Source organism: Isoptericola sp. Y581, assembly GCF_059445475.1.
Window position 1 is genome coordinate 628,326 of sequence record NZ_JCAIUK010000002.1, and the last position, 25,166, is coordinate 653,491.

Consider the following 25,166-nt stretch of genomic DNA (forward strand, 5'->3'; position numbering starts at 1 on the left):
GGCGGGTCGTCGGCGGCGGGTCGTCAGCGGATCCCGAGCACGAACGGGTGCACCGCGGTCGCGCCCGCCTGGCGGAGCAGCCGTGCCGCGACCGTGAGGGTCCAGCCCGACTCCGTCCAGTCGTCCACCAGCAGCACGGTGCGCCCGGGCAGCCCTTGCAGCGCCGCGTCGTTCAGCTCGAGCCGCAGCCGGCGTGCCACCCCCGCCAGGCGCATCGCCGAGTTCACGTCGTGCCGGCCAGGCTGCTCGGCACCCGGCTCGGGGCCCACGGCGCCGATGAGAGGTACTCCCAGGTAGGCAGCCAGGCCGGAGGCCAGGTGGTAGGTGAGCTGCGGCCTGGTGACCGACCGCACCGCGACCACTCCCTCGATCAGGTGCCGGGGCGGCGCCTCGTCGGCGCCCCGGGAGTCGTCGTCCGCGCCGTCGCCACCGGGGGCGCCGCCGGGGTGGATCGCGTCCCAGTCGTCCAGAACCCGGGCCGCGGCGTGCCGCAGGGGTACGGGCACCTCGCCGTCGGGAGCCGTCGGGGCGAGGAGCTCCCGCAACGGACCGGACCAGCCGAGCCCGTCGAGCCGGGCCACCGCCCGCCCGGTCTCGGCGCGCTCCGCCGGGGGGATCTTGCCCTTGAGATCGAGACCGAGGGCGGCCAGCCCGGACGGCCACATCGCGCGCGGCCCGACCTCGACCCCGGGTCGGTCCATGTCCGCGCGGGCCGCGGCGATGGCCTCGGCGTCGGGCACCGCCGGCAGCGCGACCGACCCGCACCGGTCGCAGCGCCCGCAGGTCCAGCCCGCCGGAAGCTCCGGGTCGTCGAGCTGGGCGCGCAGGTAGGCCATCCGACACCCGGAGGTGGCGACGTAGTCCACCATCGCCTGCTGCTCGGCCTCGCGCGTGGCCGCCACCCTGGCGTACCGCTCGGCGTCGTACTCCCACGGCGTCCCCGTCGCGACCCAGCCGCCCTGCACCCGGCGCACCGCGCCGTCGACGTCGAGCACCTTGAGCATCGTCTCCAGGCGCGAGCGCTTGAGGTCGACCTGCGTCTCGAGCACGGGCGTCGACACCGCGCCGTCCGCGGCGGACAGGGCGTCGAGCGTGGCCCTTACCTGCGCCTCGGCCGGGAAGGCCTGCGCGCCGAACCAGTCCCAGATCGCCCGGTCCTCCTGCCCCGGCAGCAGCACCACGATCGCGTCGTCCACGCCACGCCCGGCACGCCCCACCTGCTGGTAGTAGGCGATGGGCGACGACGGGGCCCCGAGGTGCACCACGAACGCGAGGTCCGGCTTGTCGAAGCCCATGCCGAGCGCAGACGTCGCGACGAGCGCCTTGACCCGGTTCTCCTTGAGGTCCTCCTCCAGCTGCTCCCGCTGGGTTGGGTCGGTGCGGCCGGTGTACGCGGCGACGGTGAGCCCGGCCCCCCGCAGCTGCTCCGCGACCTGCTCGGCCGCCGACACCGTGAGGCAGTAGACGATGCCCGACCCGTCGACGTCCTGCAGCGCCTCGACCAGCCACGCGACGCGCGTGGGCTGGTCGGGCAGCTCGAGGACGGCCAGGTGCAGGGATTCGCGGTCCAGCCCGCCGCGGAGCACCAGGACCTCGTCGGTGGTCGACGTCTCGCCCTGGGCGGCGGCCGGGCGGTTGCCCCGGATGGCCAGCTGCTCGGCGACGTCGGCCGTGACGCGGGCGTTGGCGGTGGCGGTGGTGGCCAGCACCGGGATGCCCTCGGGCAGGTCGGTGAGTAGCGTGCGGATGCGCCGGTAGTCCGGGCGGAAGTCGTGCCCCCAGTCGGAGATGCAGTGCGCCTCGTCGATCACGACCAGGCCGGCGTCCGCCGCGAGCCGGGGGAGCACCTCGTCACGGAAGGCGGGGTTGTTGAGCCGCTCCGGGGAGCACAGCAGCACGTCGACCTCGCCGGCGGCGATCGCCGCGTGCACCTGGTCCCACTCGGTGATGTTCGAGGAGTTGATGGTCACGGCCCTGATGCCGGCGCGCGCCGCGGCGGAGATCTGGTCGCGCATCAGTGCCAGCAGCGGAGACACGATCACGGTGGGCCCGGCACCACGCGCGCGCAGCAGCGACGTGGCGACGAAGTAGACCGCCGACTTGCCCCAGCCGGTGCGCTGCACCACCAGGGCTCGACGACGGAACGCGACCAGCGCCTCGATGGCGCGCCACTGGTCGTCGCGCAGCGCGGCGTCCTCGCGGCCGACCAGGGCACGCAGGGCCTCCTCGGCCTGCTCGCGCAGGGTGCCGCCGCCCTCGCCGGCACTGTCGAGCAGGCCGCGCAGCATCGCGAGCTTCGCGCGCTTCGCCGCATCGCCGGACGGCTGCCGTGTCGCGGACTCCTGGCTTGGTTCAGCGGTCGGTGCGGCGGGCGGCTCCGGCTCCGGAGCGGGGTCACCCGGCGGCACCTGCCCATGCGGCATCTGGTCGTCCGGCATCTGGTCGTCGGGCATCTGGTCGTCCGGCGGGACGTCCTCGTCGGTCGGGGCGAACACGAGGTCGGCGTACGGGTCGTCGGAGTGACTCACGTCGTCGATCGTAGGCGCCCCCGCCGACGCCCGTCCCCGGCCCTCCACAGGCCCGGCGCCCCCGTGCCCCTCCGAACGACCCGCGGCAGCGGACGTCAGCGCACGTACTCGCGCAGGAGCGCCACGGCCGAGGCCACCACCGCCACCACCTCGGAGGCCGCCGCGACGATCTGCGTGGTCCCGGCGAACGTCTCGTTGATGCCGTAGAAGCCGACGGTCGACGACAGGACGAACGCGAGCAGCGTCAGGCCGCCGAAGCCGATGCCGCCGACGAGCGGCAGCCAGTGCCGCCAGGCGACGAGCAGCACCGCGAGCACCACCCCGGCGAGGGCGTTGAGCAGGAACAGCGGGCCGACGACGGCGACGGTGTCGTAGCCGTCGAGGTACAGCACCACGTGAACCACGGCCGAGACGAGGACCGCGGCGGCGGCGACCAGGCGCCACCACCGGGCGACGGGCGCCCGGGCGGCGGGCGCGCCGTGATGCCGGGGTGGCACGGCTCCCTGCGACGAGTCCATGATAATGATGCTCCCATTCCACGGGCGCGCCGTCGTCGTGGTCGGCACGTTCCGCCGCAACCCGTCCGACCCCCCGGAGGACCTCGTGCGCAGCAGCATCCCGTCTCGGCGTCCGGACCGTCCGTGACCGCCGCCGGTACCGGGTGCGAGGCCGGGCACCCCTGTGCCTGCGGCCCGACGCGGCGCCAGGTCCTGCGCAGCACCGGGGTGGTCGCGGGGGCTGTCGTCGGAGCCGGTGCGCTGGCATCCTGCTCGGACCCGGAGCCGTCCCCGCAGGAGGCGGCGGACTCCGCGAGCTCCGCCGGGGCTGGGACGGTCGTCGTGGCGCTCGCGGACGTGCCCGTGGGCGGCGCCGTCGCCACGAAGGTGGAGGGCCAGGACGTGCTAGTCACGCAGCCGACCGAGGGCGAGGTACGCGCGTTCAGCGCGATCTGTACGCACGCGGGGTGCACCGTGGCGCCCGGCGAGGGGGAGCTGGTCTGCCCGTGCCACCAGTCGCGGTACGCGCTCGAGGACGCGGCCGTGCTCGGGGGGCCGGCGCCGGAGCCGCTGCCGGCCCTCGAGGTCACGGTCTCGGGCGAGGACGTCGTCCTCGCGTGAGCGTCAGCTCCGCATGTCCATCACGACGCGGCCGTCGATCTTGCCATGGGTCATCTCGTCGAAGATCGCGTTGATGTCGCCGAGGGGCCGCACGGTGTAGGTCGGGCTCACCTTGCCGCGGGCGAAGAAGTCGAGCGCCTCCGCCATGTCCTTGCGTGTCCCGACGATCGAGCCGCGCACCGTGAGGCCGAACAGGACCGTGGTGAAGATGTCCAGCGGGAACTTCTCCGGCGGCAGCCCCACGAGCGAGACCGTGCCGCCGCGCCGCAGCGCGCCCACGGCCTGCGGGAACGCGTGCGCGTTGACGGCGGTCACCAGCGCGCCATGGACGCCGCCCCCGGTCTGGTCCTGCAGGTCGGCGGCCGGGTCGGCGGAGGTCGCCGCGTTGGCCGTCACCTCGGCGCCGTGCGCGCGCGCGAGCTCGAGCTTCGCGTCGTCGACGTCGACCGCGGCCACGCGGCGGCCCATCGCGACCGCGTACTGGACCGCGATGTGCCCGAGCCCGCCGATCCCGGAGATCAGCACCCACTCGCCGGGCTTGGTGTCGGTCACCTTGAGGCCCTTGTAGACCGTGACGCCCGCGCACAGGATCGGCCCGACGGCGGACAGGTCGACGCCGTCGGGGACGAGCGGCGCGTAGCGCGCGTCGACGAGCATGTACTGCCCGAACGACCCGTCGACCGAGTAGCCGCCGTTCTCCTGGTTCGGGCAGAGGGTCTCCCAGCCGGTCTCGCAGTACTCGCACTCGCCGCAGGCGCTCCAGAGCCACGCGTTGCCGACCGTGTCGCCGATCTTGACGCGGGTCACCTGGTCGCCGACCGCGACGACGTGCCCGACGCCCTCGTGCCCGGGGACGAACGGCGGGTTCGGCTTGACCGGCCAGTCGCCGTGCGCGGCGTGCAGGTCCGTGTGGCACACGCCGGTGTAGTCGACCTTGACGAGGGCCTCGCGCGGCCCCGGGGCGGGGACCTCCCGCTCCTCGACGGACAGCGGCTCGGTGAACGAGTGGACGACTGCGGCCTGCATGGTGCTCATCTGGAACTCCGTCCTGGGCCGGACGCGTCACGGCCCCCACGTCGGAACTGCTGACACCTCGACGGTAAGCACGGCCCGTCCCGATCGCAGCGTGTGGACGGGGGCCGCCGGGTCCCCGGCCGTTCCGTAGACTGGCGCGGTGACCATCCCTCTGCCCGCCCCCGCGCCCACGGGTGGCGTGGCCGGCGCACGGCTGCCGCTGCGACCCGAGCTCGCCGACGAGGTGCCCTACGGCGCCCCGCAGCTCGACGTGCCTGTCCGGCTCAACGTGAACGAGAACCCCTACGCGCCCTCGGAGGCGGTCGTCGCGACGATCGCCGAGCACGTCGCGGACGCGGCGCGCGGCCTCAACCGCTACCCGGACCGCGACTTCGCCGCGCTGCGCGAGGACCTCGCCGGCTACCTGGCGCTCGAGTCGGGCGTGCGCGTGGGTGCCGAGCAGGTCTGGGCGGCCAACGGCTCGAACGAGGTCATGCTGCACCTGCTGCAGGCGTTCGGCGGCCCGGGCCGCACGGCGCTGTCGTTCGCGCCCACCTACTCGATGTACCCGGAGTACGCGCGCGACACCCACACCCGCTGGGTCACCGGACGCCGCGAGACCGACTTCACGCTCGACGTCGACCACGCGGTCGCGACGATCGAGGAGGTCCGGCCGTCGGTGATCCTTCTCGCGAGCCCCAACAACCCCACCGGGACGGCGCTGCCCCCCGCGACGGTCGAGGCCGTGCTGGCCGCCGCCGCCCGGGTCGAGGTCCCGGACGCCCCCGAGGCCGGCGGGCGCCGCGCGGGGGCGGTCGTCGTCGTGGACGAGGCCTACGCCGAGTTCCGGCGCCCTGGCACCCCGTCGGCGCTGGAGCTGCTCGGCGACCACCCGCACCTGGCGGTGACGCGTACGATGTCGAAGGCGTTCGCGGCCGCGGGGCTACGTCTCGGCTACCTCCTCGGGTCGACGGCGCTCGTCGACGCGCTCCGGGTGGTCCGGCTGCCGTACCACCTGTCGGCCGTGACGCAGGCGGCGGCACGGGGCGCGCTCGCGCACCACGACGAGCTGCGCGCCCAGGTGCGCGACCTAAGCACCGAGCGGGACGCGCTCGTCGCGTGGCTCCGCGCGCAGCAGGTCGATGGCCGACCCCTGCAGGTGGCCGACTCCGACGCCAACTTCGTGCTGTTCGGCACCTTCGCCGACCGGCACGCCGTGTGGCAGGGGCTGCTCGACCGCGGCGTGCTCATCCGCGAGACCGGGCCCGACGGCTGGCTGCGCGTCTCGGTGGGCACGCCCGCGGAGAACACGACCTTCCGCACGGCGCTCACCGACGTCATGACGGGTGCACCGGCCGGCGCACCGACCGAGCAGGAGGACCGATGACCCGCCGCACCGCCCGCGTCGAGCGCACGACCAGCGAGTCGAGCGTCGTCGTCGAGCTTGACCTCGACGGCACGGGACGCACGGAGATCTCCACGTCCGTGCCGTTCTACGACCACATGCTCACTGCGCTGGGCAAGCACTCGCTCATCGATCTCACGGTCCGCGCCACGGGCGACACCGACATCGACGCCCACCACACGGTCGAGGACGTCGCGATCGTGCTCGGCGAGGCCCTGCGCGAGGCGCTCGGCGACAAGCGCGGCATCGCCCGCTTCGGCGACGCGACCGTGCCGCTGGACGAGGCGCTCGCGCTCGCCGTGGTCGACGTGTCGGGGCGCCCGTACCTCGTGCACTCCGGCGAGCCGGCCGGGCAGGAGTACCACCTCATCGGCGGGCACTTCACCGGGTCGCTGACCCGGCACGTGCTCGAGTCGATCGCCCACCACGCGGGCATCTGCCTGCACGTGCGGGTCCTCGCGGGTCGCGACCCGCACCACATCGTCGAGGCTCAGTTCAAGGCGTTGGCGCGTGCGCTGCGCGCCGCCGTCACCCCCGACCCGCGCGTCGAGGGTGTCCCGTCCACGAAGGGTGCGCTGTAACCGCATGACCAACGACCCCGACCTGCCCGAGAGCCTCCCGGAGGGCCTTCCCGCGGACCTGGAGATCCCCGACGACCTGTCGGGGCTCGACGGCACACGAAAGGACCCCGAGCTGGCGGTCCTCATCACCCAGATCGCCGGGGCCGAGCCGCTGGCCGCCGCTAGCGCGCTGGCCGAGCTCGACGTCGACGCCGCGCCCACCCCGGTGGGTGCCGTCGCCGTTCTTCGCGACACGAGCAACGACGCCCCCGACAAGGCCGCGACCGCCATCTCGAAGCTCGTGGCGGGCGTGCCCCTGGTCCTGGTGACGCGCTGGGGCGAGCAGCTCACCTGCGTGCGCTACGCCGACGGCAAGGCCGAGGGGGAGCTCCCTCCGGGGCTGGTCCTCGGCGGAGCGCCCGAGGCGCTCGAGGACCTCGTCACCGGGCAGATCACCGTGGCCGACCTGCCCGGCGTCGTGCCCTCCGCCAGCATCGGCCGCTTCAAGGCGATGCGGATGCTCTCCGGCGCCGCGCGCAAGGCGCGCAAGAAGCAGTAGGGGGACGTATGCAGGACACTCCTCGTGATGCCGCACCGAGCGGTGCCCGGGTCCCCGCCGACGCCGGTGCGGGGATCCCCCCGCTCCTGCCCCACGGAGGCACGGCCGCACGGCTGAACCCGGCTCCTGCCGCTGCCCGGGTCGAGGGTCACCCGCGGGTGGTCGTGCTCGACTACGGCTTCGGCAACGTGCGCTCGGCCGTCCGGGCGCTCGAACGGGTCGGGGCCGACGTCGATCTCACGGCGGACCTGGCGGTCGCGGGTGAGGCGGACGGCCTCGTGGTGCCCGGCGTCGGCGCGTTCGCGGCGTGCATGGCCGGGCTGCGGGCGGTGCGCGGCGACCAGGTGATCGACCGGCGGCTTGCCGGGAACCGCCCGGTGCTAGGCATCTGCGTCGGGATGCAGGTCATGTTCGACGCGGGCGTGGAGCACGGCGACCGGGCCGAGGGCCTGGGGGAGTGGCCGGGCGTCGTCGAGAAGCTCCAGGCGCCGGTGGTGCCGCACATGGGCTGGTCCCCCGTCGAGGTGCCCGAGGGCTCCCGGCTGTTCGCGGGGGTGGAGCGCGAGCGGTTCTACTTCGTGCACTCGTACGCCGCCCAGGAGTTCGCTCAGGGCCACGACGCCGGCGCGGACCCCCGCTTCACGCCGCCCCTCGTGACGTGGGCGCGGCACGGTGCGCCCGGCGCCGAGTCCCGGTTCGTGGCCGCCGTCGAGAGCGGCCCCCTGGCCGCGACGCAGTTCCACCCGGAGAAGTCCGGCGACGCCGGCGCCACCCTGCTGGAGAACTGGGTCCGGTCCCTCTGACCTGACCGGTGGTCGAGCCTGTCGAGGCCACCGTTGCCGCAACCCTGGTGGTCTCGACAGGCTCGACCACCGCCGATGCTTGGAGACACACCCATGACCGACCGCCTCGTCCTGCTGCCCGCCGTCGACGTCGCCGACGGCCAGGCCGTCCGCCTCGTGCAGGGGGAGGCCGGGTCCGAGACCTCGTACGGCGACCCGCTCGCCGCCGCCCGCGACTGGCAGTCCGGTGGCGCGGAGTGGATCCATCTCGTGGATCTCGACGCGGCCTTCGGGCGCGGCTCGAACGCGGAGCTCCTGGCGCAGGTCGTGGCCGACCTCGACGTGCAGGTCGAGCTGTCGGGCGGGATCCGGGACGACGCCTCCCTCGAGCGGGCGCTGGCGACCGGTGCGCGCCGCGTCAACATCGGCACGGCCGCGCTGGAGGACCCGGAGTGGACCGCGCGCGTCATCGCGGAGCAAGGCGACGCCGTCGCCGTGGGGCTGGACGTGCGCGGCACCACCCTCGCCGCCCGGGGCTGGACGAAGGAGGGCGGCGACCTGTGGGAGGTGCTCGCCCGCCTGGATGCCGCCGGCTGCGCGCGGTACGTGGTCACCGACGTGACGAAGGACGGCACCCTGCGGGGCCCGAACGTGGACCTGCTGCGCGAGGTCGCGTCCCGGACGCCGGCCAAGGTCGTGGCGTCGGGCGGGATCTCGTCGCTCGCGGACCTCGAGGCGCTGCGCGCGCTGGTGCCGGACGGCGTCGAGGGCGCGGTCGTGGGCAAGGCGCTGTACGCCGGCGCGTTCACGCTGCCCGAGGCGCTCGACGTGGCGGGCCGGCGATGAGCGCCTCCGACCCGGGCGTCGGCCAGGGCGCCGGCCAGGGCGGTTCCGACGGGAGCACCGCCGGGGTGGACGGGCGCGCGCTGCCCGGCCACTTGCGCTCGATCCAGCCGTCCTCGCAGTTCGCGGGCGACGACGGGACGGCCGACCCGGAGCTCGCCCGGCTGCTGCGGGCGCACGCCGACGGGGCGGGCTCGCTGCAGGACGTGGTGCGGCGGCTGGCCGCGACCCGGGTGCTGGTGCCCGTGCTCGCCGAGCTGGCGGTGGCCGACGTCGTGGAGCACGAGGGGTCGTCGGGCACCCAGGAGCTGCAGGTGGACAAGGAGGCCGCCGCCGGCGTCGTGGCGATCGAGGCGGCCGACGGGCGTCGCGCGCTGCCTGTCTTCACCTCCGTCGACGCGATGCGGGCATGGCGCGTCGATGCCCGCCCGGTCCCGGTCGAGGCCGCGCGCGCCGCGCTGTCGGCCGTGAGCGAGGACTGGTCGCTGCTGGTCGTCGACCCGGCGGGCCCGGCGACCGCGCTGGTGCCGCGGCCGGCGGTCTGGGCGCTCGCGAAGGGCCAGGAGTGGCGGCCGGCGCTCGTGCCGGCGGCCGGCGACAGCGCGCAGCTCGAGGTCGACGCGGAGGTCGCCGCGGCGGTCGCGGACGCCGCCGCGCCGGTGCAGTACGTCGTGCGCGCGCACGCGGAGCGGGGCAGGCGGGCGGAGATCGCGGTGGTGCTCGCCCTGGATCCGGGCCTGGACCGGGCGGGCCTGGACCGGGTGCTGGCCCAGGTGAACGCGCGCCTCGGCGCCTCGACCGTGATCGCGGAGCGGGTCGACTCGCTCGAGCTGCGGGTGGGCGCGGCGCGCTGACCCGCCGCTCGAGCGAGTCGCCCCCGCCGGCACGATCTCAGTCGCAGGGCGGGATGGCCCGGAAGCCCTCGGCGTCGTCCAGCACGCGTTCCAGCGTGGACAGGGGCACCAGCAGCGAGCGGCCGTCGGAGGTCTTGGCGTACACGACGCCGATCACCCGGCCCTCCGCGTCGATCGCGGCCGAGCCGGACGACCCGGGCTCGACAGGGGCGTCGGTGAGCAGCACCTCGCCCAGGTTCTCGTGCAGCGGGTCGGTCGTCGCGCCGATGACCTCGCCCGCGGTGACGGTGAGCTCGCCGCCCTCGGGGTAGCCCACCACCGTGACGTCGTCGCCGGGGCGTGGGTCGGAGTCCGCGAGCGTCGGGAAGCTGGGCAGGGGGTCGGCGGTGCGCACCAGGGCGAGATCCGCCAGCGAGGCGCTCCCCGCGGCCGCGACCTCGAGGTCGCGGCCGTCGTAGGTGCTGACCTCGAGCGACTCGGAGTCGGCCACGACGTGTCTGTTGGTGATCAGGGTGTGCTCGTCGACGGCGAAGCCCGAGCCGGTGGAGAGGCCCGCGCAGCCGACGTTGCGGATGCGCACGGCCATGCGCTGCACGGCGTCGAAGCCGTCCGGGGAGAGTCCCTCCCCGCCGGTCGGGTCCAGCACCGGCGGAGACGTGGGCACGACGTCGCTGGGCACGGGGTCGGGCAGCGTGGGGAGAACCCCACAGCCCGCCACGGTGGCCGCGGCGAGCGTGACGGCCACCGCCGACCGCGCCAGCCGCGCCGACAGCCGGGTCACTGCTCCAGCTCCTGCTGGAGCTGGTCGTTCGCGCGGGCGGCCTGCTTGCAGAGCGTCTTGACGTCGGAGGCGAAGCGGTCGAGGTCCGTCGGGTCGTAGGAGCCGCTGTCCTCCAGGTACTCGATGAGCTGTGACTGGGCGTCGACGCAGTCGCCGAGGGCCGTCGTGACGACGCCCGCGGCCTCGCTCACCCGGGTCTGGTAGTCGAGGTACTGCTGCGACGCGACGTTCTCGTCGCCGAGCTGCGCCTTCTCGTTGGCGAGGTCGGTGATGCGGCCCGTCGCGGCGGCGAGCTGCTCCCGCGCCGCGACCAGCTCCGCGTCCGTGGCCTCGAGCTTGGTGCCCAGGGCCGCGACCTGCCCGGCGTAGCCGCGTGCCTCGTCCTCCCACGAGGCGCTGTGCTCCTGCCAGCGGGCCGTGGTGAGCCAGAGGTAGGCGGCGAGGCCGACGGCCCCGGCCAGGAGTACCCCGACCACGACCACGGTCGACCGACGGCGCCGCACCGGCGAGCCGGCCCGCGGGGGGGTTACCGACGGTTCCGGCGGTGGTGGGGGCCAGGCGGACGGGGCGGACATGTCAGACGACGGAGCCGGTGTACTTCTCGCCGGGGCCCTCGCCGGGCGCGTCCGGGACGACCGACGCCTCGCGGAAGGCGAGCTGGAGCGAGCGCAGGCCGTCCCGCAGGGACCGCGCGTGCTGGTTCCCGATGTCGGGGGCGCTGGCGGTGACGAGCGCGGCGAGCGCGGTGATGAGCTTGCGGGCCTCGTCCAGGTCGAGGTGGTCCCCGGCCTGGGCGTCCTCGGCCAGGCCGCACTTGACGGCGGCGGCGCTCATGAGGTGGACCGCGGCGGCCGTGATGACCTCGACGGCGGCGACGTCGGCGATGTCACGGGTCGCCGAATCCTCGGTGCTCGTCGAGGAGGTGGTCGGGGCGTCGGCGGCGGGGGCCGCATCAGGCGAGGTGGTCATGGGGTCCATCTTCGCATCGTGCCGGTCGGTCGAGGGCGGGTCGGGCTCGGGCCGAGCATGGCCGAGCATGGCTGAGCAAGGCCGAGCATGGCCGAGCAAGACCGAGCATGGCCGAGCATGGCCGAGGCCGGGCCCCCCGTGGGGACCCGGCCTCGGCGTGCGGGACGTGCGTGCGGGACGTGCGTGCGGCCCCTGCGCGCGGACCCGTGCGTCAGATCCCGACGGGCTCCACGTCGGGGCCGGAGCCCTCGGCGACCGGAGTCGGGGCGCGGCCGGCGGTCACCTCGACGCGGAGCTTGGCACCGAGCTCGGCGTCGACGCTCGTCCAGTACCAGAAGAAGCGCTCGCGGATCTCGTCGATCGTGATTGCGAGGCCCTGGCCCGTGAGGGTCTCGAGGAAGCGCGCCTTGGCGGCGTCGTCGAAGATCTCGCGGTACAGCGTGCCCGCCTGGCCGAAGTCGTCGTCCTCGGAGTGCAGGGTCTGTGCGGAGCGCAGCAGCGCGCCGTCGGACTCCCACGCCGACTCCACACCGAGCGTCGGGTCGGCGACGGGGCCGCCCTGCTCGCCGAACGAGTTCGGGGTGTAGGCGCGGTGTTCCGGGCCGTTGAAGTGGTACTGCATCGGGCCCTGGTGCATGTAGTTCGACACGGGTGCGGCGTGCGGCTGGTTCACCGGCAGCTGGTTGAAGTTGGCGCCGATGCGGTGGCGGTGTGCGTCGTTGTAGGCGAACACGCGGGCCATGAGCATCTTGTCCGGCGAGATGCCGGTGCCCGGCACCTGGTTGCCCGGGGAGAACGCCGCCTGCTCGATCTCGGCGAAGAAGTTCTGCGGGTTCCGGTTCAGCGTGAAGGTGCCGACCTTGATGAGCGGATAGTCGGCGTGCGGCCAGACCTTCGTCATGTCGAACGGGTTGAAGCGGTACGCCTTCGCGTCCTCGTACGGCATGACCTGCACCTTGACGTCCCACGAGGGGTACTCGCCCCGGTCGATGGCCTCGTACAGGTCGCGGCGGTAGTGGTCCGCGTCCTCGCCGGCGATGCGCTCGGCGTCCTCGGAGGAGATGTTCTCCACGCCCTGCTGGGAGATGAAGTGGTACTGCACCCAGAAGCGCTCGCCCTCGGCGTTGATCCACTGATAGGTGTGCGAGCCGTAGCCGTTGAGGTGCCGCCACGACTTCGACAGGCCGCGGTCGCCCATCACGTAGGTGACCTGGTGGGCGGACTCGGGGGAGAGGGTCCAGAAGTCCCACTGCATGTCGGCGTCGCGCAGGCCGGAGGCGCCCAGGCGCTTCTGCGAGTGGATGAAGTCGGGGAACTTCATGGCGTCGCGCAGGAAGAACACCGGGGTGTTGTTGCCGACGACGTCGAGGTTGCCCTCCTCCGTGTAGAAACGCAGCGAGAAGCCGCGCACGTCGCGCCAGGTGTCGGGGGAGCCCTGCTCGCCGGCGACGGAGGAGAAGCGCAGGAGCGTCTCGCTCTTCGCGCCCTGCTGGAAGACGGCCGCGCGGGTGTAGCGCGACACGTCCTCGGTGACGACGAGCTCCCCGAAGGCGCCGCCGCCCTTGGCGTGGGGGTTGCGCTCCGGCACGCGCTCCCGGTTGAAGGAGGCGAGCTTCTCGACCAGGTACCGGTCGTGCAGGACGGTGGGCCCGTCCGCACCCACGGTCAGCGAGTGCGCGTCGCTCGCCACTGGGGTGCCTGTCTGCGTCGTCGTGAACGGCGTCGTCATGTGATGACGTCCTTTCTCAGGGGGTTCCAGGTCAGAGGGCCGTGCTGGAGGGTCCGGCTGCCGGGACGGGATCAGCAGCGCAGGCGGGGCACAGGCCCCAGAAGGTGACCTCGGCGAGGTCGACGGCGAAGCCGTGACCCCCGCTCGGCGTCAGGCAGGGCGCGTGGCCTGCCGTGCAGTCGACGTCGGCGACGGCCCCGCACGAGCGGCACACCACGTGGTGGTGGTTGTCGTCGGTGCGCCGCTCGTAGCGCGCCGGGTGCCCGGCCGGCTCCATGCGGCGCAGGAGGCCGGCCGTCGTGAGGGCGTGCAGGCAGTCGTAGACCGCCTGCACCGACACCGAGCCGAGGTCGGCCCGCACGGCCCGCACGACGTCGTCCGCGGTAGCGTGCTGCTGCTCGTGGAGCGCGCGCAGGACGGCGAGCCGGGCACCGGTGACGCGCAGGCCGCGCTCCCGCAGCATCGCGTCGTCCGTCCTTGCCGTGGTCATGGCCGTGACCTTGCCACACTTTCTGGAACGATTCCAATAACGGGCGCGGTGTGGAGCGCGACCGCGGAGACGCTCGCCACAGGCGTCCGAGGCGGGCGGGGGTCGTGCTAATCTTGACCGCTGACCGACCCGGGTCCGAATGCATGTCGCTCCGTCGGAGCGTGCGTCGTCGGACCGGGGTGCATCAAGTGGATTCCATCCCACCCGAGCACCGACAGCGCGGCCCTCCGGGGACGCCGACAGGAGCCGGGTCCCGGTCGGGCGCTCCTCGTGGGCGCTCGCCTCGGTCGTCGGAGCGCTCGCGCGCCGGCGTCGGTGTTTTGGCCTCCACCTGTGCTCAGGTCGGGGGCCTTTCCCGTCCCTGGCGGTCTACCGACGAGTTCCTAGGAGCATCACCATCAGCGAGCCTCGCATCAACGATCGGATCCGCGTCCCCGAGGTCCGACTCATCGGCCCGGGCGGGGAGCAGGTCGGCGTGGTCGCCACGGGAGTCGCCCTCAAGCTCGCCCAGGACGCCGACCTCGACCTCGTCGAGGTGGCCCCGGACGCCCGTCCGCCCGTCACCAAGCTCATGGATTTCGGCAAGTTCAAGTACGAGTCGGACATGAAGGCGCGCGAGGCGCGGCGCAACCAGGCGAACACGGTCCTCAAGGAGATCCGGTTCCGTCTCAAGATCGACCCGCACGACTACGGCACCAAGAAGGGCCACGTCGAGCGCTTCCTCGCAGCGGGCGACAAGGTCAAGGTCATGATCATGTTCCGCGGTCGTGAGCAGTCCCGCCCCGAGATGGGCGTGCGCCTGCTGCAGCGGCTCGCGGACGAGGTTTCCGAGCTCGGCTTCGTGGAGTCGATGCCGAAGCAGGACGGCCGCAACATGACCATGGTGCTCGGCCCGGTGAAGAAGAAGGCCGACGCCAAGGTCGAGCAGCGCAAGCGATCCACCGAGATCGACTCCCAGCGCAAGACCAAGTCGGAGGTGAAGGCCGAGGCTCGCGCCCATGCCGAGCCGACGCAGGCCCTTGCCGAGGCGCCCGAGGCCGAGGCCCCGGTCGAGGAGGCTCCGGTGGAGCAGGCTCCGGTGGAGCAGGCCGAGCCGGTCGTCGAGGAGGCCCCCGTCGAGAAGGCTGAGCCGGTCGCCGAGAAGGCTCCGGTCGAGAAGGCCCCGAAGGCAGAGCCGGTTGCTGAGAAGGCGCCGGTCGAGAAGGCCCCGAAGGCTGAGCCGGTCGCCGAGAAGGCTCCGGTCGAGAAGGCCCCGAAGGCCCCGAAGGCTGAGCCGGTCGCCGAGAAGGCGCCGGTCGAGAAGGCCCCGAAGGCCCCGAAGGCCGAGCCGGTCGCCGAGAAGGCTCCGGTCGAGGAGGCTCCGGTCGAGAAGGCCGCGCCGAAGCCCGTCGCCGCAAAGCCGGCGTCGTCGGCCGCGCCACGCCCGCCGGCCCCCCGGCCGGCCGCGCCTCGGCCCAGGCCGACGCCCCGCGCAGGGCGCTGAGGGCGGGACAGTCCATCAGGCACCGGGTCGCCAGCCGGCCACGGTCCGCACAAGTCCTCGCCCACCCGGGCGGGAGACCGACATGAGGAGAGACGGCAGTCATGCCGAAGAACAAGACGCACTCCGGCGCCAAGAAGCGTTTCCGGGTCACCGGTAGCGGCAAGCTCATGCGTGAGCAGACGAACGCTCGCCACTACCTCGAGCACAAGTCCAGCCGCCGTACCCGTCGTCTGGCCCAGGACCAGGTGGTTTCGGCCGCCGACACCAAGTCCATCAAGAAGCTGCTCGGCAAGTGACCCGCCCGGGCGGATCGCGCACTCGATGAGCAACTCGTCGAGCGCGGCCGCCGGCAGCACTTCCGGACCCGACACTGCAAGGAGCATCACGTGGCACGCGTGAAGCGGGCGGTCAACGCCCACAAGAAGCGCCGTACGACCCTCGAGCGCGCCAGCGGCTATCGCGGCCAGCGTTCGCGTCTGTACCGGAAGGCGAAGGAGCAGGTCACCCACTCCCTCGTCTACTCGTACCGCGACCGCAAGGCCAAGAAGGGCGATTTCCGCAAGCTGTGGATCCAGCGCATCAACGCTGCGTCCCGCGCCCAGGGCCTCACCTACAACCGCCTCATCCAGGGCCTCAAGGCCGCGGGCGTGGAGGTCGACCGTCGCATGCTCGCCGAGCTCGCGGTCAACGACGTGGCGGCGTTCAACGCGCTCGTCCAGGTCGCCAAGGGCGCGCTGCCGGCTGACGTCAACGCGCCGAAGGCTGCCTGAGCCACGCGCCCAGCATTCCCAGGACGCCCGGACACCTCTGACCTGTCGATGCCCCGCATCCCCGACGTGACGCTCGCGAACCCGCGGGCGGACCGGGTCAAGCAGGTCAGGGCGCTGGCCGGGCGTCCCGCGCGTTCCCGGCACGGCCAGTTCCTCGTGGAGGGGCCGCAAGGCGTGCGCGAGGCCGTGCGCCACGCGCGGGCCGACGTGCGGGACGTCTACCTCACGCCCTCCGCCGCGGAGCGCTACCCCGAGATCCTCGACGCGGCCTGCGAGGCGGGGCATTTCGTGCACCTCGGCACGCCCGAGGTGCTCGAGGCCATGAGCCCCGACGCGCAGGGCGTGCTCGCCGTCGTGCGGGCGACGTCGACGACCCTCGACGACGCCCTGAAGGCGGTCGCGACCGACGGCCGCCCGCTCCTGGTCGCGATGCTCGCGAACGTCCGGGACCCCGGCAACGCCGGCACGGTGATCCGCGCGTCCGACGCCGCCGGCGCCGACCTCGTCGTGCTCGCCGGCGAGAGCGTCGACGTGCACAACCCCAAGGTGGTCCGCTCGACCGCGGGGTCGCTCTTCCACCTGCCCGTCGTCACCGGCGTCCCGCTCGCGGAGGCGGCCTCGACGGCGCGCGCCGCGGGCTGCGTCGTGCTGGCCGCGGACGGCGCCGGCGAGCACGACCTCGACGACCTGCTCGACGTCGCCGGGGCGTCCGCCGCCGGTGACGGGCCCGAACACGGAGCCGAACCTGTGCCCGACCGCGTGCCCGACCTCGCCGGCTCCACCGCGTGGATCTTCGGCAACGAGGCCTGGGGCCTGCCCGAGGCCGACCGGGCGCTGGCGGACGCCGTGGTCCGGGTGCCCATCCGCGGCAGGGCCGAGTCGCTGAACCTCGCGACCGCCGCCACGGTCTGCCTGTACGCGAGCGGCCGCGCCCAACGCTGAGCGCCGCGGAGGGCGACCGCCCTACCGCGGGGCGTGATCTCCCGGACGAAGTGCGGGATCACGTTGCCGCCCCAGACGCCGGCGGCGAAGCTCAGGATGATCGTGGTCCGCACCGTGACACGATGACAGGGTGCGTCTCTTCACGGCCGTGTACCCCTCCGCCGACGCCGTCGCGCACCTGGACCTCGCCCTCGGCGGGGTCGGCGGGAACGCGCTGAGCGACCCGGGGCGCGGGCTGCGCTGGGTGCCCGCGGAACAACGGCACGTCACTCTCGCCTTCCACGGAGAGGTGCCGGACGGCGCCGTCCCCGGCTACGTCGACGCGCTGGGTGGAGCGCTGCGCGACGTGCCGCCGTTCGAGCTCGCGCTCGCCGGGAGCGGCTCGTTCGGCGGGCGCACCCTGTGGGTCGGCCTGACCGGAGCGATCGACGACCTGCGTCGAGCCGCCGAGCTCGCCCTGGACGCCGCCGTCGGCGCGGCAGGGCTGCCGGCTGCCGACCGCGCCTCCGGCCGGCCGCACCTGACGGTCGCGCGCGCGACGCTACGCGGGCTGCCGGACCGGCGCCGCGTCGACGGGGCACGCGGTGGCACGCGCGGGCCGCGGGGCCGTGGGGCGGAGGGGTCGCCGCTCGTACCGTGGGCGCGCGCCCTCGCCGTCTACCGGGGTCCGGCCTGGCAGGTGGACGCCGTGCACGTGGTCGCCTCGCGGCTCGGCGAGGGTCGGTCCGGTGGCCCGCTGCACGAGGACATCGCCGTCGTGCCGCTGGCGGGGGCCGACGCCGCGGACCCGACATGACGTGCCATCATGGTGAGCGTGACACGTCGTGATCGCCGATTTACCGGGCCCGCCACGGGCCTGGTCTCAGCAGCCCTCACGCACTGAGGGCGGGCGCCTCCGCGAAGCCGCGGACGCCGACCTGACCGGCCCGGGCGGGCACATAAACTGACCCCGCCGCCACACCCCTCGCAGGGCCCCTCTCAGGAAGGCACGCATGTCCACGCCCGCACCCTCGCCAGACCCCGGCGCCGCACAGCCGAGCACCGCACAGCCGAGCACCGCACAGCCGAGCACCGCACAGCCGAGCATCGACCCGCTCGACGTCGCCGCGCTCGACGCTGCCGTCGATGCCGCGCTCGCCGCCGTCGCCGCCGCGAGCGACCTCGACGAGCTGAAGGCCGTCCGCAGCGCGCACACGGGCGACAAGAGCCCGCTCGCGCTCGCCAACCGTGCCATCGGCGCCCTGCCGGGCCCGGACAAGTCCGCCGCGGGCAAGAACGTCGGGCCCCGGCGCGGTCGGGTGAACGAGGCGATCGCCGCGCGCCAGGCCGAGCTCGAGGCCGAGCGCGACGAGCGGGTCCTGGTCGAGGAGTCCGTCGACGTCACCCTGCCGACCGACCGTCGCCCGCTGGGCGCCCGGCACCCCATCGAGCTGGTGCAGGAGCGCATCGCCGACTTCTTCGTCGGGATGGGCTGGGAGATCGCCGACGGCCCCGAGGTCGAGGCTGAGTGGTTCAACTTCGACGCGCTCAACTTCGACCCGGACCACCCTGCGCGGCAGATGCAGGACACGTTCTATGTGCAGGGAGAGGGCGGCAAGCCGTCCAACCTCGTGCTGCGCACGCACACCTCCCCGGTGCAGTCGCGCTCGCTGCTGGAGCGTGGCGTGCCGCTGTACGTCGCGTGCCCGGGCAAGGTGTTCCGCACCGACGCGCTCGACCAGACGCACACGCCCGTCTTCCACCAGGTCGAGGGCCTCGCGGTCGACAAGGGCCTCACGATGGCGAACCTGGTCGGCACGCTGGACGCCTTCGCGCGCGCGATGTTCGGGCCCGAGGCCCGTACGCGGCTGCGCCCCGCGTTCTTCCCGTTCACCGAGCCCAGCGCCGAGATGGACCTGTGGTTCCCGCAGAAGAAGGGCGGCGCGGGCTGGATCGAGTGGGGCGGCTGCGGCATGGTCAACCCGAACGTGCTGCGGGCGGCCGGCATCGACCCCGAGGAGTACCAGGGCTTCGCCTTCGGGATGGGGATCGAGCGCACGCTCATGCTGCGCCACTCGATCGCGGACATGCACGACATCGTGGAGGGCGACGTGCGCTTCTCCACGCAGTTCGGGACGGAGATCTGATGCCTCGCATCGTCATTGACTGGCTCGGCGAGCACGTCGAGCTGCCGGTGGACCTCACCGCGGAGCAGCTCGCGGCCGCGCTCGTGAGGGTGGGGCTGGAGGAGGAGGAGATCCACCCCGCCGCCGTCACGGGCCCGCTCGTGGTCGGGCGCGTGCTGGAGCAGACGCCCGAGCCGCAGAAGAACGGCAAGACCATCAACTGGTGTCGCGTCGACGTCGGCCCGGAGCACAACGACGCCGACGGCGCGCGCGGCATCGTCTGCGGGGCGCACAACTTCGGCGTGGGTGACTACGTCGTCGTCTCGCTGCCCGGCACGGTGCTGCCCGGCGGGTTCGCGATCGCGGCGCGCAAGACGTACGGGCACGTGTCCGACGGCATGATCTGCTCGGTGCGCGAGCTCGCCATCGGCGAGGATCGCGACGGCATCCTGGTGCTCACCCGCGCCGGGTTCGACGCCGCGGACCTCACGCCCGGCCAGGACGCGATCGCTCTGCTCGGGCTGAGCGACGAGGTCCTCGAGATCAACGTCACCCCCGACCGCGGCTACGCCTTCAGCTACCGCGGCGTCGGTCGCGAGTACGCCCACTCGACTGGCGCGCGCTTCACGGACCGTGGGCTCGTGGAGAACCTCGAGACGGCCCCGCCGGCCCCGACCGCCGACGGGTTCGTCGTCGAGGTCGACGATGCCGCGCCGATCCACGGGAACGACGGGTGCGACCGGTTCGTCACGCGGATCGTGCGGGGGATCGATCCGTCGGCCCCGACCCCGCCGTGGATGAAGCGCCGCCTCGAGGGCTCCGGCATGCGCGCCATCTCCCTGGCGGTGGACGTCACCAACTACGTCATGCTCGACCTCGGGCAGCCGCTGCACGCCTACGACCTGGCACGCGTCGCGGCGCCGATCGTCGTCCGTCGTGCGGGCATGACGGACGGGAACGCCGAGCGTCTCACCACGCTCGACGGCGCCGACCGCGCCCTGGACGCCGAGGACCTGCTCATCACCGACTCGCCGGAGGGGGCGCGCGGGTCGCGCGTCCTGGGGCTGGCCGGCGTCATGGGCGGGGCGTCCTCCGAGGTGAGCGACGCGACCACCGACGTGCTCGTCGAGGCGGCGCACTTCGACCCGATCACCGTGGCGCGCACCGCGCGCCGCCACCGGCTGCCGTCGGAGGCTGCCAAGCGGTTCGAGCGCGGCGTCGACCCGCGCCTGCCCGCGGTCGCGGCGCAGCGCGTCGTCGACCTGCTGGTCGAGCTCGGCGGCGGCACCGCCGACCCGGCCGTGAGCGACCTGGACACGACCTCCGCGCCGGCGCCGGTCCGCCTCGACGTCAGCCTGCCCACGCGGCTGTCGGGCGTCGAGTACGACCGGGCGACGGTCGTGGGCATCCTCGAGCAGATCGGCGCCACGGTCACGCCGGTCGCGCCCGTCGAGACCACCATTCTCGTCACCCCGCCGACGTGGCGGCCCGACCTCACCGAGCCGGCCGCCCTGGTCGAGGAGGTCGTGCGCATCGCGGGCTACGACCAGATCCCGTCCGTCCTGCCCTCCGCCCCCGGCGGGCGCGGGCTCACGACCGAGCAGCGCGCGCGCCGCTCGGTCGCGCGCGCCCTGGCCGAGGCCGGGCTCGTCGAGGTCCTGTCGTACCCGTTCGTCGGCGAGGCCGACCTGGACGCGCTGGGGCTGCCGGACGAGGACGTGCGCCGGGTGACCCTGCGCCTCGCCAACCCGCTGGCGGACGACCGGCCGCTGATGCGCGCCGACCTGCTCACGACACTGCTCGACACGGCGCGCCGCAACTACTCGCGCGGGCTGGGCGACGTCGCCGTGTTCGAGATCGGGCTGGTCACGCGGCCGACGCCGGGCACCCCGGCGCCGCCGCAGCTGCCGGTCGGCGTGCGGCCGTCGGACGACGACCTCGAGGCGCTGGTGACCTCGGTGCCCGACCAGCCGAGGCACGTCGCGGGCGTGCTCACCGGCCGGGCCGAGCCCGCCGGCTGGTGGGGCGGCGGGCGCGCGGCCGACTGGGCGGACGCCCTCGACGCGGCCCGGATCGTCGCGCAGCGCGCGGGGGCCGGGGTCACGGTCGCGGCGGACACGGGCACCATGCCCTGGCATCCGGGCCGCTGTGCCGCGCTGGCGCTCGCGGACGGGACGGTCGTGGGGCACGCCGGCGAGCTGCACCCGAAGGTGGTGGAGCGGCTGGACCTGCCCGCGCGGGCGGCGGCGTTCGAGCTCGACCTGGGCGCGCTCATCGCGGCGGCGGGGGACGAGCCGGTCGCCGGGTTCCCGGTGTCGGCGTTCCCGGCGGCGAAGGAGGACTTCGCGTTCGTGGTCGACGCGACCGTGCCGGCCGCGGACGTGGAGGCAGCCGTGGCCGCGGGCGCGGGGCCGCTGCTGGAGGAGGCGCGGCTCTTCGACGTCTTCACCGGCGAGCAGGTGGGCGAGGGGCGCAAGTCGCTCGCGTACTCGGTGCGGCTGCGCGCCGCCGACCGCACGCTGACCGCCGACGACGTGCGCGCCGTGCGCGAGGGCGTCGTGGCGGCGGCCGCCGAGCGCGTGGGAGCCGTGCTGCGTGGCTGAGCCGTCTCCGGCGGTCGAGCCCGTCGAAACCACCGAACCCACGCCGCCTCCGGCCCGCACCGCGCTCGTGACGGGCGCGACCCGCGGCATCGGCCGCGCGGTCGCGCTCGCCCTCGCCCGGGCGGGGCTCGACGTCGCGCTGCTGGCCCGCGACGCGGACCGGCTGGCCGAGGTCGCCGACGAGGTGCGCGCCCTCGGCCGGGCCGTGGTCGCGCTGCCGTGCGACGTGACGGACGCGGCCGCCGTCGCCGCGGCGGTGCGCCGCGCGGAGGCCCCCGTGTCCGGGGGCGGCCTCGGCTCCGTGGACCTCCTGGTCAACAACGCCGGCCGCATCGACGCCGAGGTGCCGCTGTGGGAGGCCGACCCCGACGAGTGGTGGTCGGTGCTGGAGACCAACGTGCGCGGCCCGTTCCTGCTGGCCCGGCACGCGGTGCCGGGAATGCTGGCCCGCGGCGGTGGGCGCGTGGTTGATCTCGCCTCCGGCGCGAGCACGCACGAGATGGTCGCGTCGACCGCCTACAACGCGAGCAAGACGGCGTTGCTGCGGCTCGGCGCTGGCCTGCACGAGGCGGGGCACGAACGCGGGCTGCGCGTCTTCGAGCTCTCGCCCGGGACGGTCGCCACCGAGATGACCGCGGACATGCCGATGCACGCCGGGCGCACCGAGTGGACGCCGGTCGAGCGCACGGTGGAGATGGTCGTCGCGATCGCGCGCGGCGACCTCGACGCCTGCTCCGGCTGGTACCTGCGCGTCACGCACGACACCCCGGAGTCGCTGGCCCGGCTCGCGGCCCGGGCGTCGGGGCCCGCCGCGCGCCGGCTGCGCGTGCAGCCGGCGGCGGACGACGACCCCCTGGCCGGAGTGCTCACGGGGCGCTGATCTCGCGAACGTGGGCCGCGGGCCCGGGCCTCAGCGGCGCTCGTCGCGCCAGCGCACCCACTGCTCCACGAGCGACAGGTCGTAGTCGGGCCCGCCAACGCCGACCGTGAACAGGGTGGCGCCGGCGTCGAGGAGCGGGTCCCCGACCTCCGATGGCGGTGCGCCCACGCCGACCGACCGCTCGACGAGGCTCGCGGTGTCCCGCCCGACGGCCTCGCCGTGCTCGTCGAGGATCGCGGACTTGCGGCGCAGCGTCTCGACGTCGCCGAACGAGTGCCACACGTCGGCGTGCTCGGCCACGACCCGCAAGGTCTTCTTCTCGCCCCCGCCCCCGACGAGGACCGGGATCTCGCGCGTCGGGGCGGGGTTGCCCGCGGCCAGGCGCCGGCGGATGCGGGGGAGCGCCTCGGCGAGGTCGGCGATACGAGCTCCCGCGGTGCCGAACTCGTAGCCGAACTGGTCGTAGTCCTTGGCGAACCAGCCCGCCCCGATGCCGAGGATCAGGCGGCCGCCCGAGATGTGGTCGACGGTGCGGGCCATGTCGGCGAGCAGGTCGGGGTTGCGGTACGAGTTGCACGTGACGAGCGCGCCGATCTGCACGCGTTCGGTCTGCTCGGCCCAGGCGCCGAGCATGGTCCAGCACTCGAAGTGCTTGCCGTCGGGGTCGCCGTTGAGCGGGAAGAAGTGGTCCCAGTTGAAGATCACGTCGACCCCGGCGTCCTCCGCGCGGCGGACGGCGTCACGCAGCTGCTGGTAGTCGGCGTGCTGCGGCTGCAGCTGGACGCCGATGCGGATCGGGTGCTGGGTGTCGTTCATACGGCGAGCATAGGGACCCAGGTCACTCGAGGGTCGGCGACGTCCGCGTGGCGACCACGAACACCCGGCGGAAGGCGAGGGGCGTGCCGAACGCATGCCGGGGATAGGCCTCGCGCAGCGCCGCACCGAGGTCGGCGTCGAACCGGGCACGCAGGTCGGTGCCGTGCGCGGCGTCGTGGGCGTCGAGCGCGTGCAGCACCGGCTGCGCGCCGGTCGCGGAGATCCAGCGCAGCACCGGGTCCTCGCCGTCGAGTACGTGCGTGTAGATGGTCTCCCAGGTGTCGACCTCCCAGCCGGGGGCGGCGAGGATCCCCAGGTAGTCCGCCGGGTCGCCCACGGCGCGGCGCTCCACCGGCCCGACGACGGCGGCGTACGGCTCGCGCCCGGCGACCTCGCGCAGGAGCCGGTGGCTCGGTGCGTCGTGGTTGCCCGGCACGGAGAAGGCGAACGTCTGCTGCGCGGTGGCGGCGAGTGCCGGGAGCAGCTCGCGGTGCCCGGGCACCCACTGCAGGGTGGCGTTGCTGATCACGAGGTCGGCACCGTCGGCACCGTCGGCGCCCGGGACGGGGCCGCGGCCGGCGGCGAAGTCGCGCACGTCGGCGAGCTCGTACCGCCCGTCGGGGTCGGCGGACCTCGCCCGCTCGATCATCGCGGGGGAGGCGTCGAGCCCGACGAACGTCGCGCCCGGCCACCGCTCGCGCAGGACGGGCGTGAGGTGCCCCGGGCCGGAGCCCAGGTCGACGATGCTCGCGGGCTCGCGACGCACCCGCGCGACCAGCTCGCCGAAGGGGCGGGACCGCTCGTCGGTGTAGCTCAGGTAGGCGGTGGGGGACCAGTCGGCCACGGCAACTCCTTTGATGTCGAGTATCTCGACATCAAGATACACGTCGAGATGCATCGCGCGGCCGCCGCGGGCTAAGGCACCAGCAGCACCTTGCCCGTCGTGGCGCGACCCTCGAGCGCGCGGTGGGCCTCCCCGGCGTCCGCGAGCGGGAACCGTGCGCCGACGCGCACGTCGAGGTCGCCCCGCGCGGCCGCCCCGAGCACCTCGCCCGCCCGCCACTCGAGCTCGCCCCGGGTGAGCGTGTAGTGCGCCAGGGTGGGCCGCGTGAGGTACAGGGAACCGCCGGCGTTGAGCCGCTGCGGGTTGACCGGCGGCACCTGCCCCGACGCGCCGCCGAAGAGCACGAGGGTGCCGCGCGGACGCAGGGACGCGAGCGACGCGTCGAACGTCGCGCGGCCCACGCCGTCGTACGCCACGTGCACGCCCTGGCCGTCGGTGAGGTCGCGCACGACGGCGGGCAGCTCGGCCGCGACATCGTCCATCGCGGCGTAGTCCACCGTGTGCGCCGCGCCCGCCGCGGACGACAGGGCGGCCTTCTCCGGGGTCGAGACCGTGGTGACGACCCTGCCCCCGCGGGCCGCGGCCAGCTGGGTCGTGAGCAGGCCGACGCCACCCGCGCCGGCGGTGAGGAGCACGTCGTGACCGGGGCCGACCTCGAACGTGGATGCCACGAGGTAGTGGGCCGTCATGCCCTGCAGCGGCAGGGCGGCCGCGGTCACCAGGTCGAGCCCCGCCGGGACGCGGATGGCCTGCGCCGCCGGGACGGCGACGAGCTCGGCGTACGAGCCGGGGGTGTCGTGCCAGGACACCTCGTCGCCGACCGCGAAGCCGGTCACCTCCGCGCCGACCGCCTCGACCGTGCCCGATCCCTCGACGCCCGCCACGTGCGGGTAGTCCATCGCGTACACGCCGGCGCGCCGGTACGTATCGATGAAGTTCACCCCCGCCGCCGCGACGCGGACGAGGAGCTGGTCCGGCCCAGGCGAGGGATCGGGGAGCTCGGTGTACGACAGGACCTCGGGACCGCCCGCCTCACGGGCCACGACTGCGTGCATGCGTCCGAGCCTACGGGTGCCCGGGATGTCGCCGCC

The 25,166-nt window shown here is 74.2% G+C and carries 27 protein-coding genes; 16 read left to right on the forward strand and 11 right to left on the reverse strand.

Annotation, left to right across the window (positions count from 1 at the left end):
- Positions 1 to 23 precede the first annotated feature (23 nt).
- Together AC1C2W_RS05965 and AC1C2W_RS05970 are read right to left on the reverse strand one after the other, a co-directional pair.
- Positions 24 to 2,288: a RecQ family ATP-dependent DNA helicase gene (locus AC1C2W_RS05965; protein WP_495390442.1), complete on the reverse strand. Its 2,265-nt coding sequence runs from the start codon at positions 2,286 to 2,288 to the stop codon at positions 24 to 26.
- A 335-nt stretch (positions 2,289 to 2,623) separates the two neighbouring features.
- Entirely contained in the window at positions 2,624 to 3,046 is a 423-nt protein-coding gene (locus AC1C2W_RS05970; RefSeq protein WP_495390389.1) for a hypothetical protein, read from the reverse strand.
- Between the two features lie 4 nt (positions 3,047 to 3,050).
- Here AC1C2W_RS05970 and AC1C2W_RS05975 point away from each other — a divergent pair, with 4 nt between their 5' ends.
- Together AC1C2W_RS05975 and AC1C2W_RS05980 are read left to right on the forward strand one after the other, a co-directional pair.
- Entirely contained in the window at positions 3,051 to 3,173 is a 123-nt protein-coding gene (locus AC1C2W_RS05975; protein WP_495390390.1) for a hypothetical protein, read from the forward strand.
- A complete protein-coding gene (locus AC1C2W_RS05980; protein WP_495412626.1) occupies positions 3,170 to 3,646 on the forward strand; it encodes a Rieske (2Fe-2S) protein in 477 nt (158 codons plus the stop codon). The genes AC1C2W_RS05975 and AC1C2W_RS05980 overlap by 4 nt, the downstream gene beginning before the upstream one ends.
- A 3-nt stretch (positions 3,647 to 3,649) precedes the next feature.
- Here AC1C2W_RS05980 and adhP read toward each other — a convergent pair whose 3' ends face one another.
- Complete coding sequence (gene adhP / locus AC1C2W_RS05985) at positions 3,650 to 4,681, reverse strand: alcohol dehydrogenase AdhP (protein ID WP_495390392.1); 1,032 nt, start codon at positions 4,679 to 4,681, stop codon at positions 3,650 to 3,652.
- A gap of 139 nt (positions 4,682 to 4,820) precedes the next feature.
- Here adhP and AC1C2W_RS05990 point away from each other — a divergent pair, with 139 nt between their 5' ends.
- From AC1C2W_RS05990 to AC1C2W_RS06015, 6 genes are all read left to right on the forward strand, one after another.
- On the forward strand, positions 4,821 to 6,047 hold the full coding sequence (locus AC1C2W_RS05990; RefSeq protein ID WP_495390393.1) for a histidinol-phosphate transaminase: 1,227 nt from the start codon (positions 4,821 to 4,823) through the stop codon (positions 6,045 to 6,047).
- On the forward strand, positions 6,044 to 6,646 hold the full coding sequence (gene hisB / locus AC1C2W_RS05995) for an imidazoleglycerol-phosphate dehydratase HisB (protein ID WP_495390394.1): 603 nt from the start codon (positions 6,044 to 6,046) through the stop codon (positions 6,644 to 6,646). The genes AC1C2W_RS05990 and hisB overlap by 4 nt, the downstream gene beginning before the upstream one ends.
- A 4-nt stretch (positions 6,647 to 6,650) precedes the next feature.
- Positions 6,651 to 7,184: a hypothetical protein gene (locus tag AC1C2W_RS06000; RefSeq protein WP_495390395.1), complete on the forward strand. Its 534-nt coding sequence runs from the start codon at positions 6,651 to 6,653 to the stop codon at positions 7,182 to 7,184.
- An 8-nt stretch (positions 7,185 to 7,192) separates the two neighbouring features.
- Positions 7,193 to 7,987, forward strand: a complete 795-nt coding sequence (hisH, locus tag AC1C2W_RS06005; protein ID WP_495390396.1) for an imidazole glycerol phosphate synthase subunit HisH — start codon at positions 7,193 to 7,195, stop codon at positions 7,985 to 7,987.
- Between the two features lie 93 nt (positions 7,988 to 8,080).
- Positions 8,081 to 8,812 carry a bifunctional 1-(5-phosphoribosyl)-5-((5-phosphoribosylamino)methylideneamino)imidazole-4-carboxamide isomerase/phosphoribosylanthranilate isomerase PriA gene (priA, locus tag AC1C2W_RS06010; RefSeq protein WP_495390397.1) on the forward strand — a complete coding sequence of 244 codons (732 nt, stop codon included), beginning with the start codon at positions 8,081 to 8,083 and terminating at the stop codon, positions 8,810 to 8,812.
- On the forward strand, positions 8,809 to 9,663 hold the full coding sequence (locus tag AC1C2W_RS06015; RefSeq protein WP_495412627.1) for an SseB family protein: 855 nt from the start codon (positions 8,809 to 8,811) through the stop codon (positions 9,661 to 9,663). Before priA ends, AC1C2W_RS06015 begins: the two co-directional genes overlap by 4 nt.
- A 37-nt stretch (positions 9,664 to 9,700) precedes the next feature.
- On the opposite strand, the gene AC1C2W_RS06020 is transcribed toward AC1C2W_RS06015, so the two are convergent.
- The 5 genes from AC1C2W_RS06020 to AC1C2W_RS06040 form a co-directional block, all read right to left on the reverse strand.
- Positions 9,701 to 10,444 carry a S1C family serine protease gene (locus tag AC1C2W_RS06020; protein WP_495390399.1) on the reverse strand — a complete coding sequence of 248 codons (744 nt, stop codon included), beginning with the start codon at positions 10,442 to 10,444 and terminating at the stop codon, positions 9,701 to 9,703.
- Positions 10,441 to 10,947 carry a hypothetical protein gene (locus AC1C2W_RS06025; protein WP_495412628.1) on the reverse strand — a complete coding sequence of 169 codons (507 nt, stop codon included), beginning with the start codon at positions 10,945 to 10,947 and terminating at the stop codon, positions 10,441 to 10,443. Before AC1C2W_RS06025 ends, AC1C2W_RS06020 begins: the two co-directional genes overlap by 4 nt.
- 73 nt (positions 10,948 to 11,020) lie before the next feature.
- Positions 11,021 to 11,413 (reverse strand): DUF1844 domain-containing protein, encoded by a 393-nt coding sequence (locus AC1C2W_RS06030; RefSeq protein WP_495390401.1) that lies wholly within the window; start codon positions 11,411 to 11,413, stop codon positions 11,021 to 11,023.
- A 211-nt stretch (positions 11,414 to 11,624) separates the two neighbouring features.
- Positions 11,625 to 13,142, reverse strand: coding sequence for a catalase (locus tag AC1C2W_RS06035; RefSeq protein ID WP_495390402.1), 1,518 nt, complete (start codon positions 13,140 to 13,142; stop codon positions 11,625 to 11,627).
- A gap of 31 nt (positions 13,143 to 13,173) precedes the next feature.
- A complete protein-coding gene (locus tag AC1C2W_RS06040; protein ID WP_495390403.1) occupies positions 13,174 to 13,632 on the reverse strand; it encodes a Fur family transcriptional regulator in 459 nt (152 codons plus the stop codon).
- 424 nt (positions 13,633 to 14,056) lie between these two features.
- On the opposite strand from AC1C2W_RS06040, the gene infC reads away from it, so the two are divergent.
- The 8 genes from infC (at position 14,057) to AC1C2W_RS06080 (ending at position 22,415) form a co-directional block, all read left to right on the forward strand.
- Positions 14,057 to 15,115: a translation initiation factor IF-3 gene (infC, locus tag AC1C2W_RS06045; protein WP_495412650.1), complete on the forward strand. Its 1,059-nt coding sequence runs from the start codon at positions 14,057 to 14,059 to the stop codon at positions 15,113 to 15,115.
- Positions 15,116 to 15,216: 101 nt separating this feature from the next.
- Complete coding sequence (rpmI, locus tag AC1C2W_RS06050) at positions 15,217 to 15,411, forward strand: 50S ribosomal protein L35 (protein ID WP_495390404.1); 195 nt, start codon at positions 15,217 to 15,219, stop codon at positions 15,409 to 15,411.
- Between the two features lie 90 nt (positions 15,412 to 15,501).
- Positions 15,502 to 15,885, forward strand: a complete 384-nt coding sequence (gene rplT / locus AC1C2W_RS06055) for a 50S ribosomal protein L20 (RefSeq protein ID WP_495390405.1) — start codon at positions 15,502 to 15,504, stop codon at positions 15,883 to 15,885.
- A 48-nt stretch (positions 15,886 to 15,933) separates the two neighbouring features.
- Positions 15,934 to 16,827 carry a TrmH family RNA methyltransferase gene (locus AC1C2W_RS06060; RefSeq protein WP_495412629.1) on the forward strand — a complete coding sequence of 298 codons (894 nt, stop codon included), beginning with the start codon at positions 15,934 to 15,936 and terminating at the stop codon, positions 16,825 to 16,827.
- Positions 16,828 to 16,957: 130 nt separating this feature from the next.
- Entirely contained in the window at positions 16,958 to 17,623 is a 666-nt protein-coding gene (locus tag AC1C2W_RS06065; RefSeq protein WP_495390407.1) for a 2'-5' RNA ligase family protein, read from the forward strand.
- A 196-nt stretch (positions 17,624 to 17,819) separates the two neighbouring features.
- Positions 17,820 to 18,953, forward strand: coding sequence for a phenylalanine--tRNA ligase subunit alpha (pheS, locus tag AC1C2W_RS06070; protein ID WP_495390408.1), 1,134 nt, complete (start codon positions 17,820 to 17,822; stop codon positions 18,951 to 18,953).
- Positions 18,953 to 21,535: a phenylalanine--tRNA ligase subunit beta gene (gene pheT / locus AC1C2W_RS06075; RefSeq protein WP_495412630.1), complete on the forward strand. Its 2,583-nt coding sequence runs from the start codon at positions 18,953 to 18,955 to the stop codon at positions 21,533 to 21,535. Before pheS ends, pheT begins: the two co-directional genes overlap by 1 nt.
- Entirely contained in the window at positions 21,528 to 22,415 is an 888-nt protein-coding gene (locus AC1C2W_RS06080; RefSeq protein WP_495390410.1) for an SDR family NAD(P)-dependent oxidoreductase, read from the forward strand. The genes pheT and AC1C2W_RS06080 overlap by 8 nt, the downstream gene beginning before the upstream one ends.
- Before the next feature lie 30 nt (positions 22,416 to 22,445).
- On the opposite strand, the gene AC1C2W_RS06085 is transcribed toward AC1C2W_RS06080, so the two are convergent.
- The 3 genes from AC1C2W_RS06085 to AC1C2W_RS06095 form a co-directional block, all read right to left on the reverse strand.
- Complete coding sequence (locus AC1C2W_RS06085) at positions 22,446 to 23,231, reverse strand: LLM class F420-dependent oxidoreductase (protein WP_495412631.1); 786 nt, start codon at positions 23,229 to 23,231, stop codon at positions 22,446 to 22,448.
- 22 nt (positions 23,232 to 23,253) lie between these two features.
- A complete protein-coding gene (locus AC1C2W_RS06090; RefSeq protein WP_495412632.1) occupies positions 23,254 to 24,075 on the reverse strand; it encodes a methyltransferase domain-containing protein in 822 nt (273 codons plus the stop codon).
- A 71-nt stretch (positions 24,076 to 24,146) separates the two neighbouring features.
- Positions 24,147 to 25,130, reverse strand: a complete 984-nt coding sequence (locus AC1C2W_RS06095) for a quinone oxidoreductase family protein (protein WP_495390413.1) — start codon at positions 25,128 to 25,130, stop codon at positions 24,147 to 24,149.
- Between the last annotated feature and the right edge of the window lie 36 nt (positions 25,131 to 25,166).

What these genes read in the sequence shown, in the direction of transcription:
- AC1C2W_RS05965 (WP_495390442.1), bottom strand. Translation starts at nt 2,288, where the DNA reads ATGCTGCGCGGCCTGCTCGACAGTGCCGGCGAGGGCGGCGGCACCCTG.
- AC1C2W_RS05970 (WP_495390389.1), bottom strand. Translation starts at nt 3,046, where the DNA reads ATGGACTCGTCGCAGGGAGCCGTGCCACCCCGGCATCACGGCGCGCCC.
- AC1C2W_RS05975 (WP_495390390.1), top strand. Translation starts at nt 3,051, where the DNA reads ATGATGCTCCCATTCCACGGGCGCGCCGTCGTCGTGGTCGGCACGTTC.
- adhP (WP_495390392.1), bottom strand. Translation starts at nt 4,681, where the DNA reads ATGAGCACCATGCAGGCCGCAGTCGTCCACTCGTTCACCGAGCCGCTG.
- hisB (WP_495390394.1), top strand. Translation starts at nt 6,044, where the DNA reads ATGACCCGCCGCACCGCCCGCGTCGAGCGCACGACCAGCGAGTCGAGC.
- AC1C2W_RS06000 (WP_495390395.1), top strand. Translation starts at nt 6,651, where the DNA reads ATGACCAACGACCCCGACCTGCCCGAGAGCCTCCCGGAGGGCCTTCCC.
- hisH (WP_495390396.1), top strand. Translation starts at nt 7,193, where the DNA reads ATGCAGGACACTCCTCGTGATGCCGCACCGAGCGGTGCCCGGGTCCCC.
- priA (WP_495390397.1), top strand. Translation starts at nt 8,081, where the DNA reads ATGACCGACCGCCTCGTCCTGCTGCCCGCCGTCGACGTCGCCGACGGC.
- AC1C2W_RS06015 (WP_495412627.1), top strand. Translation starts at nt 8,809, where the DNA reads ATGAGCGCCTCCGACCCGGGCGTCGGCCAGGGCGCCGGCCAGGGCGGT.
- AC1C2W_RS06030 (WP_495390401.1), bottom strand. Translation starts at nt 11,413, where the DNA reads ATGACCACCTCGCCTGATGCGGCCCCCGCCGCCGACGCCCCGACCACC.
- AC1C2W_RS06035 (WP_495390402.1), bottom strand. Translation starts at nt 13,142, where the DNA reads ATGACGACGCCGTTCACGACGACGCAGACAGGCACCCCAGTGGCGAGC.
- AC1C2W_RS06040 (WP_495390403.1), bottom strand. Translation starts at nt 13,632, where the DNA reads ATGACCACGGCAAGGACGGACGACGCGATGCTGCGGGAGCGCGGCCTG.
- rpmI (WP_495390404.1), top strand. Translation starts at nt 15,217, where the DNA reads ATGCCGAAGAACAAGACGCACTCCGGCGCCAAGAAGCGTTTCCGGGTC.
- AC1C2W_RS06060 (WP_495412629.1), top strand. Translation starts at nt 15,934, where the DNA reads ATGCCCCGCATCCCCGACGTGACGCTCGCGAACCCGCGGGCGGACCGG.
- pheS (WP_495390408.1), top strand. Translation starts at nt 17,820, where the DNA reads ATGTCCACGCCCGCACCCTCGCCAGACCCCGGCGCCGCACAGCCGAGC.
- pheT (WP_495412630.1), top strand. Translation starts at nt 18,953, where the DNA reads ATGCCTCGCATCGTCATTGACTGGCTCGGCGAGCACGTCGAGCTGCCG.
- AC1C2W_RS06085 (WP_495412631.1), bottom strand. Translation starts at nt 23,231, where the DNA reads ATGAACGACACCCAGCACCCGATCCGCATCGGCGTCCAGCTGCAGCCG.
- AC1C2W_RS06095 (WP_495390413.1), bottom strand. Translation starts at nt 25,130, where the DNA reads ATGCACGCAGTCGTGGCCCGTGAGGCGGGCGGTCCCGAGGTCCTGTCG.